This window comes from Cohnella sp., from assembly GCF_041640265.1.
GTDB lineage: Bacteria > Bacillota > Bacilli > Paenibacillales > Paenibacillaceae > Cohnella.
Genome location: NZ_JBEQAP010000001.1, coordinates 136,719 through 150,217, shown reverse-complemented (window position 1 = coordinate 150,217; position 13,499 = coordinate 136,719). Strand labels below are relative to the sequence as shown.

At 49.0% G+C, this 13,499-nt stretch carries 13 protein-coding genes and 1 riboswitch; of the genes, 3 read left to right on the top strand and 10 right to left on the bottom strand.

Annotated elements, in window-relative coordinates; translation table 11 throughout:
* Nucleotides 1-27 precede the first annotated feature (27 nt).
* Nucleotides 28-987 carry a copper amine oxidase N-terminal domain-containing protein gene (locus ACESLK_RS00740; RefSeq protein WP_372660689.1) on the top strand — a complete coding sequence of 320 codons (960 nt, stop codon included), beginning with the start codon at nucleotides 28-30 and terminating at the stop codon, nucleotides 985-987.
* Nucleotides 988-1,424: 437 nt separating this feature from the next.
* Here ACESLK_RS00740 and thiD read toward each other — a convergent pair whose 3' ends face one another.
* Genes thiD through tenA form a run of 10 tightly spaced genes read right to left on the bottom strand, consistent with a single transcriptional unit; the run spans nucleotide 1,425 to nucleotide 9,823 of the window.
* On the bottom strand, nucleotides 1,425-2,231 hold the full coding sequence (thiD, locus tag ACESLK_RS00735) for a bifunctional hydroxymethylpyrimidine kinase/phosphomethylpyrimidine kinase (protein WP_372660686.1): 807 nt from the start codon (nucleotides 2,229-2,231) through the stop codon (nucleotides 1,425-1,427).
* Nucleotides 2,228-3,352, bottom strand: a complete 1,125-nt coding sequence (thiO, locus tag ACESLK_RS00730; RefSeq protein ID WP_372660682.1) for a glycine oxidase ThiO — start codon at nucleotides 3,350-3,352, stop codon at nucleotides 2,228-2,230. The genes thiD and thiO overlap by 4 nt, the downstream gene beginning before the upstream one ends.
* Before the next feature lie 28 nt (nucleotides 3,353-3,380).
* Nucleotides 3,381-4,160 (bottom strand): thiazole synthase, encoded by a 780-nt coding sequence (locus tag ACESLK_RS00725; protein ID WP_372660678.1) that lies wholly within the window; start codon nucleotides 4,158-4,160, stop codon nucleotides 3,381-3,383.
* A 5-nt stretch (nucleotides 4,161-4,165) separates the two neighbouring features.
* The gene (gene thiS, locus ACESLK_RS00720; RefSeq protein WP_372660675.1) at nucleotides 4,166-4,363 is read right to left on the bottom strand and encodes a sulfur carrier protein ThiS; all 198 of its coding nucleotides are present in this window, start codon (nucleotides 4,361-4,363) and stop codon (nucleotides 4,166-4,168) included.
* 7 nt (nucleotides 4,364-4,370) lie between these two features.
* A complete protein-coding gene (thiE, locus tag ACESLK_RS00715; protein WP_372660672.1) occupies nucleotides 4,371-4,994 on the bottom strand; it encodes a thiamine phosphate synthase in 624 nt (207 codons plus the stop codon).
* 31 nt (nucleotides 4,995-5,025) lie between these two features.
* Complete coding sequence (locus tag ACESLK_RS00710) at nucleotides 5,026-6,045, bottom strand: ThiF family adenylyltransferase (RefSeq protein ID WP_372660669.1); 1,020 nt, start codon at nucleotides 6,043-6,045, stop codon at nucleotides 5,026-5,028.
* Between the two features lie 16 nt (nucleotides 6,046-6,061).
* Entirely contained in the window at nucleotides 6,062-6,838 is a 777-nt protein-coding gene (locus tag ACESLK_RS00705) for an energy-coupling factor transporter transmembrane component T family protein (protein ID WP_372660666.1), read from the bottom strand.
* The gene (locus tag ACESLK_RS00700; protein WP_372660663.1) at nucleotides 6,813-8,552 is read right to left on the bottom strand and encodes an ABC transporter ATP-binding protein; all 1,740 of its coding nucleotides are present in this window, start codon (nucleotides 8,550-8,552) and stop codon (nucleotides 6,813-6,815) included. Before ACESLK_RS00700 ends, ACESLK_RS00705 begins: the two co-directional genes overlap by 26 nt.
* Nucleotides 8,533-9,135: an ECF transporter S component gene (locus tag ACESLK_RS00695; protein ID WP_372660660.1), complete on the bottom strand. Its 603-nt coding sequence runs from the start codon at nucleotides 9,133-9,135 to the stop codon at nucleotides 8,533-8,535. The genes ACESLK_RS00700 and ACESLK_RS00695 overlap by 20 nt, the downstream gene beginning before the upstream one ends.
* The gene (tenA, locus tag ACESLK_RS00690; protein WP_372660657.1) at nucleotides 9,125-9,823 is read right to left on the bottom strand and encodes a thiaminase II; all 699 of its coding nucleotides are present in this window, start codon (nucleotides 9,821-9,823) and stop codon (nucleotides 9,125-9,127) included. The genes ACESLK_RS00695 and tenA overlap by 11 nt, the downstream gene beginning before the upstream one ends.
* A gap of 100 nt (nucleotides 9,824-9,923) precedes the next feature.
* Nucleotides 9,924-10,029: riboswitch (TPP riboswitch) on the bottom strand.
* Nucleotides 10,030-10,166: 137 nt separating this feature from the next.
* Between tenA and ACESLK_RS00685 the strand changes: the two genes are divergently transcribed.
* Nucleotides 10,167-11,966 (top strand): sensor histidine kinase, encoded by a 1,800-nt coding sequence (locus ACESLK_RS00685; RefSeq protein ID WP_372660655.1) that lies wholly within the window; start codon nucleotides 10,167-10,169, stop codon nucleotides 11,964-11,966.
* A gap of 27 nt (nucleotides 11,967-11,993) precedes the next feature.
* Nucleotides 11,994-13,493, top strand: a complete 1,500-nt coding sequence (locus ACESLK_RS00680; RefSeq protein ID WP_372660651.1) for a response regulator — start codon at nucleotides 11,994-11,996, stop codon at nucleotides 13,491-13,493.
* Nucleotides 13,494-13,499 lie beyond the last annotated feature (6 nt).

Sequence of the window (13,499 nt, the reverse complement as noted above, 5' to 3'; positions counted from 1 at the left end):
CCTAAACAGGGAAAAGGAGTGTGTGTTATGAAGAAGGTTTTATTTGCCTTGATCGCGACAATGATCGGGATGGTATCCATTAGTTCGATGTCTTACGCTGCTGCACCTATCGAAATTTTTATAAATGATAAGCGAATAAGCACCGATACCGCACCCATTTGGGAAAAAGGTTCTATCCTTGTTCCTGTTCGTGCTGTGGTTGAGGCGTTAGATGCTTCCGTTGTCTGGGATCCCGAGAAGAATACCGTTACCATCCGTAAATGGTCTGAAGTGATCGTACTTACCGTCGGTAAGAAAACTGCATCGTTTCAAGGAAGGCCTAGATGGTATAGCGAATATTGTTGCGAGATCGATCTAAGTACACCTGTAAAAAGAATAAAAAACCGTGTGTATATCCCTATCCGGTTTTTGTCGCAACATCTTGGTTACCAAGTCGATTGGAAAAACAATATGGTTATCATTAGGTCTCCTCTAAGCGCAAATGATCGAACGACTCTATACGAGGGTGATCTTCAGGCCGCTCGAGAGCTTATGATTAAAATGTCGTACTCAAGCATGCATACTGCACAATCGCCTTTAGAGGTTATAGGCAATCATGAAGGTTTCTTTATGACTTATCTTTTTCCAGAGGGAGAAGCACTGCGCTTTTATTTGATTAGGAAAGATATCATTTCCTATGTCGAGCTCAAGGATGATTTCCTGGTTGCGTCTTGGCAGGCATATTCGAAGGATGGGGACGGGATAAAATCTATACTGGAGGGTAAATTTGGAGAGCAACGAGGAACGGCGCCGATATTTGAAAAAGTCTTTCTATACTATAGTACCGGAGGGTGGGGCGATAGTGATAGTCAGTCGAGCGGTCGGGTCGATCTCGAAGGCAACCTGACTATAACGGGGCACAAACACTGGGCTGGAGGCTTCCTAACTACAGATGAGGGCATTGTATCATTGAAGCTGCCTGAAGAAATTCGGAGCGAATTGCCGTGATAAAATTTGCTTGGTATGTTTCTGGTAAAGAAGAGAAATGGGCGGAGATCGAGGCATCGGTTTGTGAACATTGCTTATGTAATCTCAAATGCTAAAAAGTGCCCCAGAAACGTCCCACCATTGTTGTAAAATAAGGTTGTCGATTAACAGTTCATAACTTCGGAAATCTGCGGGAGACCACAAAATGTATGCGAAAAATCATACAAAATGAGCGTTATACACATCGAATCAGTCGATTCTATACGAAATTTCATACAAAAAAATTGATTTGAGCCGGGATTCTGTAAATGTATGCGAAAAATCATATACATTCTCTGCATGTGTACGTTCACGTTAAATCTCGAGACCATCATCGGTGGTCTTATTGAAATGGCAGTCAAGAACTTTATTATCAAGTTCTGACTGCCATTTTATTTTGAATGGGATTAGTCTAATCCTTAATGGTTTAGAGAGTACCGGTATGCACTGTGTTTCGTAGGACCGATACCGCTTCCGATATCTAACGAATGACGGATGGCGGCGGTAATGAATTTCTTTGCCGTTTGAACCGCATTTAGGACAGAACGTCCTTTAGCAAGCTCGGCAGTGATCGCCGACGCGAGAGTACAGCCCGTGCCATGCGTATGCTTCGTTTGAATTCGTTCCGATATAAGGGGGATAGCTTCCGTACCGTCGTATAGCAGATCAATCGCTTGCCCATCGGAGAGATGACCGCCCTTAAGCAATACATATTGCGGTCCGAGCTTAAGCAGCTTCTCCGCTGCAGCTTGCATTTCCTGAGTGGACTGAATATCCGGAATTCCAAGAATGGCGCAAGCTTCAGGAATATTCGGGGTGATTATGGCGGCCATCGGAAGCAGTGTTTGCTTTAAGGCATCCATGGCCTCCTGCTGCAGCAACGCTGTACCGCCTTTGGCGTACATGACGGGATCCACTACTAGATTACACGCTTGATATTGCCGAAGCTTCCTTGCAACGAGCTCGATAATTTCCGCAGAGAATAACATGCCGGTTTTGATGGCATCCGGCCTGAGATCGGAGAGAACGGAGTCGATTTGAGCTTCAATCGCTTCACTGGTTTGCGGAAATACGCCTTGTACCCCTAGGGTGTTCTGTGCTGTAAGAACAGTAATTACACTCATGCCATAGACATCGAGTTCCTGGAATGTTTTGAGGTCGGCTTGAATGCCCGCGCCTCCGCCGGAATCCGAGCCCGCTATCGTTAAAGCCTTGAATATGGTCATATCCGCAAGCTCCTTTCAAACCGTTCTGGCGAGAATGCTTCTATAGATGTGGCTGCTTGAATGCCGTCGATCCCGTCCGCAACTAGCATAGCTGTCACGGGACTAAGTAAAATGCCGTTCCGATAGTGTCCAACCGCTATCGTGACGCGGCTTGACTTGCTTATGGGCCCGATGAGCGGGAAACCATCCTGTGTGGACGGACGCAAGCCAGCCCAGCGATGAAACGGTTCGAGGTCATTTAAGAATGGAAATACCCTGTGGTTCCAGCGCTTTAGCCGATCAATTCCTTTGGCAGTTACGGATGTATCGAAGCCTGCAACATCCTCTGATGCGCCGCATACCAATGTGCCGTTTTCTTTCCCTACTAAATAGCCCTGACTGGAAAATACCATATGTTTAACTGGATGTTTTGAAGATTCATAAGCGCAAATCTGTCCGCGAATAGGGTATACGGGAATATTCATATCAAACGTCTGTGCTAGCTCCTGAGCCCAGGCTCCTGAACAAACAACCAAGTAATCTCCATTGAAATAATGCCGACCTGCCGATCGAACGAGCACCTCGTGCTTCCATTCAACAATTTCGATCTGCTCTAGCCGGTCTTGTATATTAACGCCTATTAATCGACAGGCTTGCTCCAACGCGCTTACATAATGAGGAGCGTAGACATGGCTTTCTTCCGGGGTATACAAGGCAGCCAGAACGTCTCGTGACAGCAAAGGCTCAAGCCGAAACAGCTCATCTCCGGTCATTACACTCCCCGAGGAACCGAATTGACGTTGCCATAAGAGCCTTCCTTCCAACGCGAGGAGATCGGCCGAATGGTAAGCTAAATAAAGACTTCCCGAAGGGGTATACTCAAATGTCTGCTTAGATATTTGCTTAATAGTTTGCTGCCACTGAGGATACAAGCGCAGGCTGTCGAGGCACAGTCGAAAAAAATCATCGGGGCCTTCAAGATTCTCGGAATAGGGCGCCAGCATTCCGGCGGCCGCACCCGAAGCTTGACCGCCGCAGGAAGCGGGTTCTAACAAGGTCACCCGATGACCGCGACTCTGCAGCTCGAAGGCGCAGGACAACCCGATTACGCCGCCGCCCAATATCACGATGCTCTTTCCCATAAGATCTCCTTTACTTAAATCGCATTCGTCACTTGGAAATATAGGCTTCCAATCCACTGCTGGCCGATGCATATCGTTTCTTCGTTATGCGTCCGGACAAGTAGGAGAGACGACCCGCTTCAATCGCCAATCTCATCGCATGTGCCATCATCACCGGATCTTGTGCTTTCGCTACAGGGGTATTCATTAACACGCCTGCTACGCCCAGCTCCATCGCTTGTACAACGTCGCTCGCACACCCAAGACCCGCGTCAACGATGATCGGAACGCCGGCTTCCTCTACGATTAAGCCTAAGTTATAAGGATTGAGAATCCCGAGCCCTGTACCGATGGGAGCGGCTCCCGGCATCACTGCGGCTGCTCCTGCTTCTTCTAAGCGTTTGCAAATAATAGGATCGTCCGAGGTGTAAGGGAGGACAATAAATCCTTCCTTGACCAAAATTTCCGTTGCTTTCAGCGTTTCAATGGAATCGGGAAGCAGGGTACGTTCATTCGCGCTAATCTCGACCTTAATCCAATTACTTAGACCGGAAGCGCGTGCTAACCGGGCAATTCTTACCGCTTCCTCTGCCGTTTGAGCGCCTGACGTATTCGGAAGATAGATGTAATCCTCGTTGTCTAAGTGCTGAAGAATGGAGTCGTCCTCCGTCGCTTCCAAGTTCACGCGCCTGATTGCGAAGGTGAGCACTTCTGCGCCTGAGGCTTTGATGGCGTTCATCTGAATATAGGGATTAGGGAAGAGGCCGGTACCGATAAAAAAACGCGATGACAAGGTTTTTCCGCCAATCTGTAAGGGATCTAGATTCATTTGATTCAGCCTCCTCCTACAAAATGGACCAGCTCGATTCTCATCCCTGGCCGCATAACCGTTTCCGTCCACTGGTCGTTCCTTAGAATAAGACCGTCCACTTCCGCGACAATGGGTTTACCTAACAGCTCGTAATGAGCAATTAACTCATGGAGCGTACGGACATCTAATTGTTTACTTACGCCGTTGACAATGAGCTCCACTTCACACTCACCCTCTTCGTTCCAATTTGCTAATGAATGCCTCGCACGTTCCCTTTACATCTGCGCTGCCTACAATTTCGCTGATCGCGCAAATCCGTGTTGCTCCCGCATCCAGAACCTCATCCACATTGTGCAGCTTAATGCCGCCAATGGCTACGAAGGGAATGCTTATCGCTTGCGCGACCTCGCGAACGTAGGAGACGGTAACGGGGTCCACGACGTCGACCTTGCTTCTCGTTGCATAGACGGGGCCAACGCCGATATAATCCGCGCCGTTCTGCTGTGCAAGAAACGCTTCGGAAAGAGCGTGGGTGGAAATTCCGATAATTTTATCGCCAACGATCTTCCTCGCTTCGAGCAGTGAAACATCGTCCTGACCTAGATGAATGCCGTCCGCGTCCACTTCCATAGCGATATCGATATGGTCATTTACAATGAAGGCAACGCCATGTTTGAGAGTTAATTCTCTAAGCGCCTTAGCCTTATGCAGCAACTCAGGCCTGCTGCTCGTCTTGTCGCGAAGTTGAATGATGTCTACTCCGCCTAATATGGCTTCTTCCATCACCTCCAGCAACTCCCGACCCGGGTGGAATTGCTCGCCTGTGATGGCGTATAAACGAAAGCTTTTCATCCTATCCTCACACTCCTCATATGGCAGGAACTTATAATCCGATGTAACGCGCATACAGCGTTTTAGCCCGGACAATATCATCGGTGCCTTGCACCAGCACACGCCCATCGGGGAAAAGGACCAGCCGTTCTCCTTCTGGCAGCTCCGCTCTCAGCAAGAAGGGAAAGGCGCTCACCTTTGTGATCGGCTCAAGTCGTAAGCGCCATTTCTCAAGGTCAAGCTTGCTGCTTCCCGTAATCTGAATCGTGTCCCGCCCGCACAACGAGGTGAAAGGATCCTGCTCTTCCGGATGGAGAGCGGGGTACTCCTTGAGCTGGCAGCAGGGGCAATTCTCGGCAGGTACGCCGAATTTCATCTCAAAGGAGTGATTATGCCAGATATCGAAGGTAATCAAGCTATTTCTTCTTTGTTCATGAGCATCGACAAGATACTTCAACGCTTCGACCGCTTGATAGGAGGCGACGATATCAACGATAGGTGCAATGACACCAATCGTATCGCAGGTTTGACCTCCGCTGTCCCCGGATTGGATGAAGCAGCGCAGGCAGGGCGTAACCCCCGGAACGTAAATCGCGCTCATCCCGCGAGAGCTTACCGCTCCTCCATAAGTAAAGGGTATGTCCAGCTTGTAGCAGGCGTCGTTAAGCAGGAATCTCGTCTGAAAGTTGTCCGTGCCATCTAAGACTAGATCAATACCCTCTAGCAAGCTTTCTATATTATGAACGGTGACATCGGCAACGATGGCCTCCAACTGGACATCGGAATTGATCTTGCTTAGCTTCTTCTTCGCAGCAATGACCTTGGGATACATATGCTTAACGTCGTCTTCATCGTATAACATCTGCCGTTGCAGATTGCTTTTCTCCACATAGTCCCGGTCCGCGAAACGCACTAGCCCGACTCCAGCCCGAACCATGTGATTAGCCAGCACCGTACCCAGAGCGCCCATTCCGACGATTAATACGGCTTTGTCCATGAGCATCCGTTGTCCTGCTTCTCCGATCGGCGCAAATAACATCTGTCTTGAATATCGCTCGAATTGCTCCTTCATCCGCAGCCTTCCTTTCCTACATCCATAGCTGTCTAACACCTAACAAGGCTGCAGCCCCGCAGAGGATTCCCATTCCGAAAAGAAGATCCTTGCGCGTCCAGGCAATTTTTCGATAATAGCTCCGTTGCCTGCTCCCGTCGAAGCCTTTGGATTCCATGGCGATGGCGACGCGTTCCGCTTTGCGGATGGCTCCGGCGAGCAGAGGAATCGCATATCGCTTCATCTGCTCCCAGCGCCCGCGAAGCCCGCGGGATTCCCCTAAACCTCGAATGAGATGCGCGGAGCGAATTTGGTTGAGATCTTGCCGAAAATGCGGAATCATCCGGTAAGCGGCCATCATTCCGTAGCCGAATCTCGGCGGGAGCTTGCAATGCTGTACGAGCCCGAGCATGAGCTTGGTCGGTTCGGTAGTAAACACAAACAAGACCGACCACAATCCGAACACGAGGGATCTCAAGCCTAACGCTAGGCCAGTAACGACATTCTCCGATGCAATGGGCAGGGAACCGATATGGAAAAGCACCTCTTGCCCGCGTACATTCGGGAAGAGGACGCTAATCCAGATAAAGCTTAACGCAAAGAAGGAAAGCGGCAGCAGAAGCCATCCAATTGTTTTCCATGGGATGCCCCCAAGACGATTAATCGCATAAATCGTTAATGCCATAATAATGAGAGGAGTCCACGGATCGAACACCCGGACTAATCCAACGACTACACAAATTAAGCTGATTAGCTTTAATGTAGGATTGACGTGCTGTAAAAAGCCATCATGCTTCTGCCATTGATCCAGCACACTGCTTCGCCTCCATAAATGCTCGGGTCCGCTGTTCAAGCACATCCGTCAGCGGCCGCTTAATTGCCGCTTGCCGCATCAGATGATCGTTGCTGAACAACGCAGTGGGTTTTCCGTCATAGATGAGATGGCCTTCGTTAAGGAGTAAAACCCGAGAAGCATATTGCTTAACCAGCTCCATATCATGGGTGATCATCAGAACGGTGGTGCCTTCTTGATTCAAATCCCGGAGCAAATCCATTAACGCGACCGTATTCACGTAATCTTGGCCAAAGGTAGGCTCATCTAGAATGAGCAGCTCTTGTTCGCTGGTCAGCATCGTGGCTACGGACAGACGCCTTTTCTGGCCTTGACTGAGGCTGAACGGATTATGATTTCTTTGCTCGGTTAACCGGAACCGCTGCAGGAGGTCGTCAAGCCGAGACTGTATGCTCTCTTTGGAATGTCCGGAGAGCTGCAAGCCGTAAGATAATTCCTCTATGACCGTATCGCGGATGAATTGGTGCTCGGGATTCTGGAACACAAGTCCGACTTTCTGCATCAGCTGACGACTGCTCAGCTTATCCAGGGAAGTACCGTGGAGCAATATGCGTCCTTGCTTCGGTGTAAGTAATTTGACAAGCAGTTGTACGAGCGTGCTCTTGCCGGTTCCGTTAGGCCCCAGCAGCGCGACAAAATCACCGTGGGGGATCGTGCAGCTTAGATTATGAAGCACGTCTCGAGATCCATAAGCATAGGAAACGTTTTGGAGCTCAAGTAAGGGAGGTTCAGGTTCGGCTTGGGACGTTATCGCGGGTTCAGAGCAGCGCTCCTCATCGGATGCTGATTGTTGCCCGTCTTGCTGAAGCTTAGGGATCGTTAGGCCTTGCTTGAGCAGCCCTGCGTCCCACTCCGCCAGGGTTAGCGGCAAAGTTTCCCACACGATCCCGAACGATTCCAATTGCTTAGCAGCTATACATAGCCGAGGCACCCATATCCCTTGCTGCTGCAGCATATCGATCTGGCGGTAAAAAATTTGCCTTGGCGATCCATCTGCAATGACGCTGCCCTCATCACCTAACACGATAACCCGATCAATATAATCGATCAGGTCATCCAGCTTGTGCTCGATGAAAATTAACGTTTTACCCGATTGTTCCGCTAGCTGCGACAGCAAAGCGAACATCTCGTCTGTCGTTTCAGGATCGAGATTGGCCGTGGGTTCGTCGAGAATGAGAGTGTCTTGGTCCATGGCGAGCAAGCAGGCAAGCCCAAGCTTCTGCTTGAGCCCGCCCGACAGCTCTTGTTGTCCTGCATATCGACGACCATCAAGGCCTGTCAGCTTTAGGCTTTGCCCGATCCGGATATCCATCTCCGCTGCGGTTAGTCCGATATTCTCTAACCCGAAGGCAATTTCATCCTCGACTGTCGTCATGCAAAATTGAGTTTCCGTATCCTGAAATAAAATGCCGACCTTACGGGACATCATGCCGGGTCTCATTTCCTGCGAGGAGATTCCGTCTACAGTCATTTCACCGGAAAGCTCTGCTTCCACTGAACGTGGGATGATTCCGGTAATGGCGAGGGCTAATGTGCTCTTCCCGCCCCCGCTGGGCCCGAGGATAAGCACTCGTTCGCCTTGACCGATACGGAGATCAATCTCTTTGATCGCTGCCCGTTGCTGGAAAGGGTAACGTACGGTCAGCTGTTTGGCTTCAATCAACTGAATGTCCAAGTCGGCCGTCTCGATGCATTTTACCTAATGCAAAATTATTCAATACTCCGGTGCGGCTAAGCGCATCCGCAATGCTTTTACTTCCCCAGCCGCCAAGCCATGCACCGCTAATCAGCATCGTCGATAACATAAGCAGGGTAATGATGGAGCTGTATTGGCTGTAACCGTACATGACATAAATCGTGAAGAAGTTAGCGACCATTCCGCAAACGCCCGCGAGCATCAGCACAGACAAGCGATAGCTCCGCCAGAGGAACAGGGCCAAAGCAATCTCTACCCCCAAGCCCTGGGTGAAGCCGAGTATGAGAACGGTACCCGCGCTGACCGAGCCGACCATAATTTCCGTACCAGCTGCGATCATCTCCGCGATCAGGGCGACGCCCGGTTTGCGAATGATATAAGCGCACACAATAGGGGCCATAACCCACAAACCCGTAATTAATCCCCAGCCGACCGGACCCAGCAAGCCTTTAACAAACTGCCCGAAAAAAATCCACAGTAAATAGAGAACGCCGAATGCCGCGGAGATCGAGGCCATGACAACAATTTCCCGCAAATTTAAAGCTTTACGCTTAGCGCCCAACGAGCTCACCTCCAACCACTGGTACAGGCCAGTTTTCTAACGTGTAGGACATGTCAAAGAACTTATACTCCAACTGACAGCTGATTAGAAAATGCTCCTTCATGCGTTCGAGCTCTTCCGGCGATGCGGATAGAGCCCATTCATCCAAGCGATCGCAGAGCTTCTGCATGCGAGGCGCAAGCGATGTATCGCCATAAAACATAATCCATTCATAGAAAGGATGATCCAAACCGGGCTTCGCTTCCTTGATGATTCTTGCTGCGGATTCCATGTATGTCCATGGGCAAGGAAGCAATACGGCGAATATTTCGCCTAACGTCCCCTGGGCCGCAACGGATAACATATGGCGCGTATAATGTTGGGCCGTCGGTGCAAGCGGATAACCTTGAAGCTCCTCGTAAGTCACCCCGGCGACTCGGCAGAAATTGTGATGAGGGTGAATCTCGCTGTTGAGAATAAAACCGATTTTGTCATTAAACATGGCGATATCCTGACGATCTGAGCACTTGGATATCCCTAAGCCATAGACACGCATGTAGGCATTCAAATATTCGAAATCCTGTTTAACGTAATGAACCAATTGCTCCTTGCCTAAATTGCCTTTGGCAATGCCTTGCACGAACGGATGCTCATAGATGGCTTCGAAGATAGGATCAGCCTCTTGTCGCAGCTTCTGACTGAAACGCATAAAAAATTCCTCCTAGTGTTTTTTTTGAATAGAAATACGCATAAAAAAGCCGCTCCACAATGGAGCGGCTATATCATCTAACGGCAATTGCCGTATACGAAAAGGTCCGACTCCACTTTCCTACGCTGGTATGATCCAGATCAGGTTCAAGGGTCCGAGGATCGCTTTCCTCGTCTCAGCCTATTTCGGCTCCCCTAGTGGGTTTCTTATTCAATTTAATATTAAGTTACGGGTAATAATCGATTTTGTCAATCCTTTCTATTGCAATAACTGGCTATTAAAATTATAAAAGAGTAGGAAGAGTGGGATTAAAGATCCATTATGCGAGGAGGAAACGGATAGGGTGATCAAGTACATGTTTCACCAGCTTTGGAAAAGATCCATCATCCGAACCATGCTGTTTTCCTACTTGGGCATCAACCTGTTGCTTCTGTTCCTGCTTGGCATCGTATCGATCCGGGATTCGACTCAGACGATGACCGGCGAGGTTACGGCGTCCAGCTACAAAGTAATGGAACAGGCTGCACGCGGCTTTAACTTCAGTCTGGAAGAAGCCAAGCGGCCTCTTGTCCAGTTCGCGGGCAACCATTCCGTCGTCTCGCTTATGCTGCTGGGCAGCAAGGTCAGCGTGGAGGATCGCATTCAGCATGAACGTAATATCGGAGTTCTGGCGGCCGGTGTCACGTCCTTCCAGTCTTTGATTAGCGATGTCCTGATTCTAGGGCATAACGGGTATTTAAATAACCTTGACGGTCGGAAAACGCTTCTTTGGGATTACCCCTTTATCGACCAGTCCTGGTTCAAGAAAGCAGTTTCCGAGAGCCCGAACAAAGGCTTCATTACCTTAAATCTTCACAAGCAGGATTATTACGTAAGCAACAACATATCCAGGTTCAACCAATTTACGTTCTCGATCGCTTTGCCGGTAAGAGGATATAATCAGCAGACCATCGGTGCGGTAGTCGCGAATTTGGATCTTAGCAAGATCAACGGTATGTTCGAGCTGACATCCGATCGGAACGACGAGAATATTTTCATGATTGATCAGGATCGCACCGTGTTCGTTCATCAAGATAAAACCATCATCGGCTACAAAATGGACTTTGACGGTATTGAGCGAATATTCGGGAGTGATTCGGGCAGCTTCGTGACTAGCATAGAAGGAAGGGAAAGGCTTGTTATTTTTCATCCGACTGCGGTCGAGGGCTTAAGGCTCGTCTCTACGATTCCAATGTCGGAAATCCGCGAGCAATCCGACTCTTTGAGGGCAAATTTGGCGAATATATTATACTTGTGCCTCATTCTGAATACGCTTCTATCGGTTATCATCACCTTGCGCATATCCAGACCCTTCAGCCGTTTATTAATGTCCATTGATAATATGGGGGACAAAAGCCTCTACGTGGTTCCCAAAAACTATAAATATCATGAGTTGAATTTGATTGGGGATAGGTTTAAAGAGCTTGTCGTGAGGATCGAACAGCTGGTGAAACAGAACTATGTCTCCCAAATCGCGTTGCAGGACGTTCAGCTTAAGACGCTGCAGTCGCAGATCCATCCGCACTTTCTGTTCAACACGCTGCAGCTGGTGCAAACGGAAATCGTCTGCGGGAACACGGAGGATTCCAATCAGCTATTACTATCACTAAGCAGCCTGCTCCGTTATTCCATGAAAGGCTCCAAGGAGTTGGTGGAGCTTGGACGAGAGCTGCAGAACGTGAAGGATTATCTGTTCATCGTGAACAAGAAGTTCGCCAGTCGCATCGCGATTGAATATTTCGTTCCCGATCCGCAAGTGCTGCGATTCAAAACCATAAAGTTAATGCTGCAGCCGATTGTCGAGAATGCCATTGTTCACGGCTTTGGGGAGAATCCTAAATTGGCGCGCATCGAATTTCATATTTTACCCGTCAAGAAAGGGATTCTGATTGCGATTAAGGATAATGGAGCGGGCATGAGTAAAGAGAGGCGGGAGTGGCTGGTCAGGGAAATGGGTGCTTCGGTAGTTCCGCTCGATAATATAGGCCTTTGCAACGTGGAACAAAGAATCAAGCTGAAGTTCGGTCAAGAGTATGGAATTCGAATTCGGTCCCATGAAGGAGCCGGTACGAGCGTGTATATCGTGCTTCCGAGATGGAATTAGAGCGGGTACAGGGAGATGAGGTTCTGAATGAAGCTGCTCATAGCGGACGATCAAATGTCCTTGCATACCTATTTGGATAAAGTCATAGAGTGGCGCGCATTGGGGATTACCCAAGTTAAACATGCCTATAACGGTAAGGAAGCAGCTGATATAGCTATGGAATTCATGCCTGATTTGCTGATTATCGATATTCGGATGCCGGAGTTAAACGGGATCGATGCATTGAGACTAATTCAGTCGCTGCCGCGCAAACCTAAAACCGTCATCCTGAGCGCCTTTGACGAATTCGAATATGCCCGGGATGCGTTGCGTCTCAGCGTGGCCTATTACTTGCTTAAGCCTGTAGACGCAGAACAGCTCATCGGAACGCTGCGCGAGCTTATTCGAGAGATTCAGTCCGAGCTGCAAGCGGCGGTGGAGAGGAAACTGGAAAAAGCAGGGTATAAGAGCGATTATTCAGACATTTGCTTAGATGTGATAGGGGCAGCTTTCGAGACCATCGGCATCACCCATTACGCAGTGTCGAGCGTACGGGGAAATCTTCCTGCCGGAATCGCGAAGGAACTGTTCTCCTGGGCAAGTGACAGTGTAATTCCCTATTCATTCTTACTTAAAGAGGGCAGCGGAGAATACATTTTTCTACTTGGTTTTAAGGAAGAGCTGCTGCAGGAACAATGGCTTGAATGGTGCGAGCTCAGGATTATCCATTGGAGAGTAAGTCATCCGGAATGGGAAGCTGCGATGGGAATAAGCAAAGTCGGAACTAAGCTGGAAGCACTCCCGTTGCGGGTAACAGAAAGCATCCAGTGTTCTAAGCTGTCGTTCTATGTTTCGGATGCGGTTATCGGGTTTAGGGAAGCTCCAATCTCGGGAGATACGGACTTGTGGATGTTTCATGAAATGGAAAAGGCATTTGAAGGTAAGGCCAGGGGAGGATATCAGTCCGAAGCCATAGAAGGCAGCATAAAAGATTTATTCGACCAAATGCGCAGTAGGAGGCCAGAGCCCGAATTCGTGTACGGGGTTTGCCACCGGCTGTTGTTCATTTTGACACACGCGTTTAATAGAGAAATGCAGCAAACGCCTAACGTTCCAAGTATTTTAGAGCTTAAGCAGTTTAGAAGGTTCGATAATTTGCGTCGTTACGTATATGGAAAAGTTGACCTATTCCTGTTGGACACCTTTGGGAATTCCGGCAAGCAGTTCGAGGTCATGCGGAGGATCAAGAGTTATATTGAAGCTCATTGCGAAATGGATTTGTCTCTGCAGACGGTGGCGGATCATTTTTCCATTGATAAATACCGGTTAAGCCGAGAGTTCAAACAGGAGGCGGGCGAGAACTATTGGCAATTCGTTACCCGGATCCGAATGGAGCAAGCCGCGGCATTCCTCAAGGAGACGAATTGGAAAAACAGCAAAATCGCGGAACGAACGGGGTATATGGACGAAAGCCATTTCAGCCGTGCCTTCAAAAAGCATTACGGCTTATCCCCTAAAGACTTTAGGGGGAAACAAGAAGAAGGGTAGATTAAT

Excerpts from the sequence above, each read along its gene's own strand:
- ACESLK_RS00740 (WP_372660689.1), top strand. The coding sequence starts at position 28 with ATGAAGAAGGTTTTATTTGCCTTGATCGCGACAATGATCGGGATGGTA.
- thiD (WP_372660686.1), bottom strand. The coding sequence starts at position 2,231 with ATGACCATATTCAAGGCTTTAACGATAGCGGGCTCGGATTCCGGCGGA.
- thiO (WP_372660682.1), bottom strand. The coding sequence starts at position 3,352 with ATGGGAAAGAGCATCGTGATATTGGGCGGCGGCGTAATCGGGTTGTCC.
- ACESLK_RS00725 (WP_372660678.1), bottom strand. The coding sequence starts at position 4,160 with ATGAATCTAGATCCCTTACAGATTGGCGGAAAAACCTTGTCATCGCGT.
- thiE (WP_372660672.1), bottom strand. The coding sequence starts at position 4,994 with ATGAAAAGCTTTCGTTTATACGCCATCACAGGCGAGCAATTCCACCCG.
- ACESLK_RS00710 (WP_372660669.1), bottom strand. The coding sequence starts at position 6,045 with ATGAAGGAGCAATTCGAGCGATATTCAAGACAGATGTTATTTGCGCCG.
- tenA (WP_372660657.1), bottom strand. The coding sequence starts at position 9,823 with ATGCGTTTCAGTCAGAAGCTGCGACAAGAGGCTGATCCTATCTTCGAA.
- ACESLK_RS00680 (WP_372660651.1), top strand. The coding sequence starts at position 11,994 with ATGAAGCTGCTCATAGCGGACGATCAAATGTCCTTGCATACCTATTTG.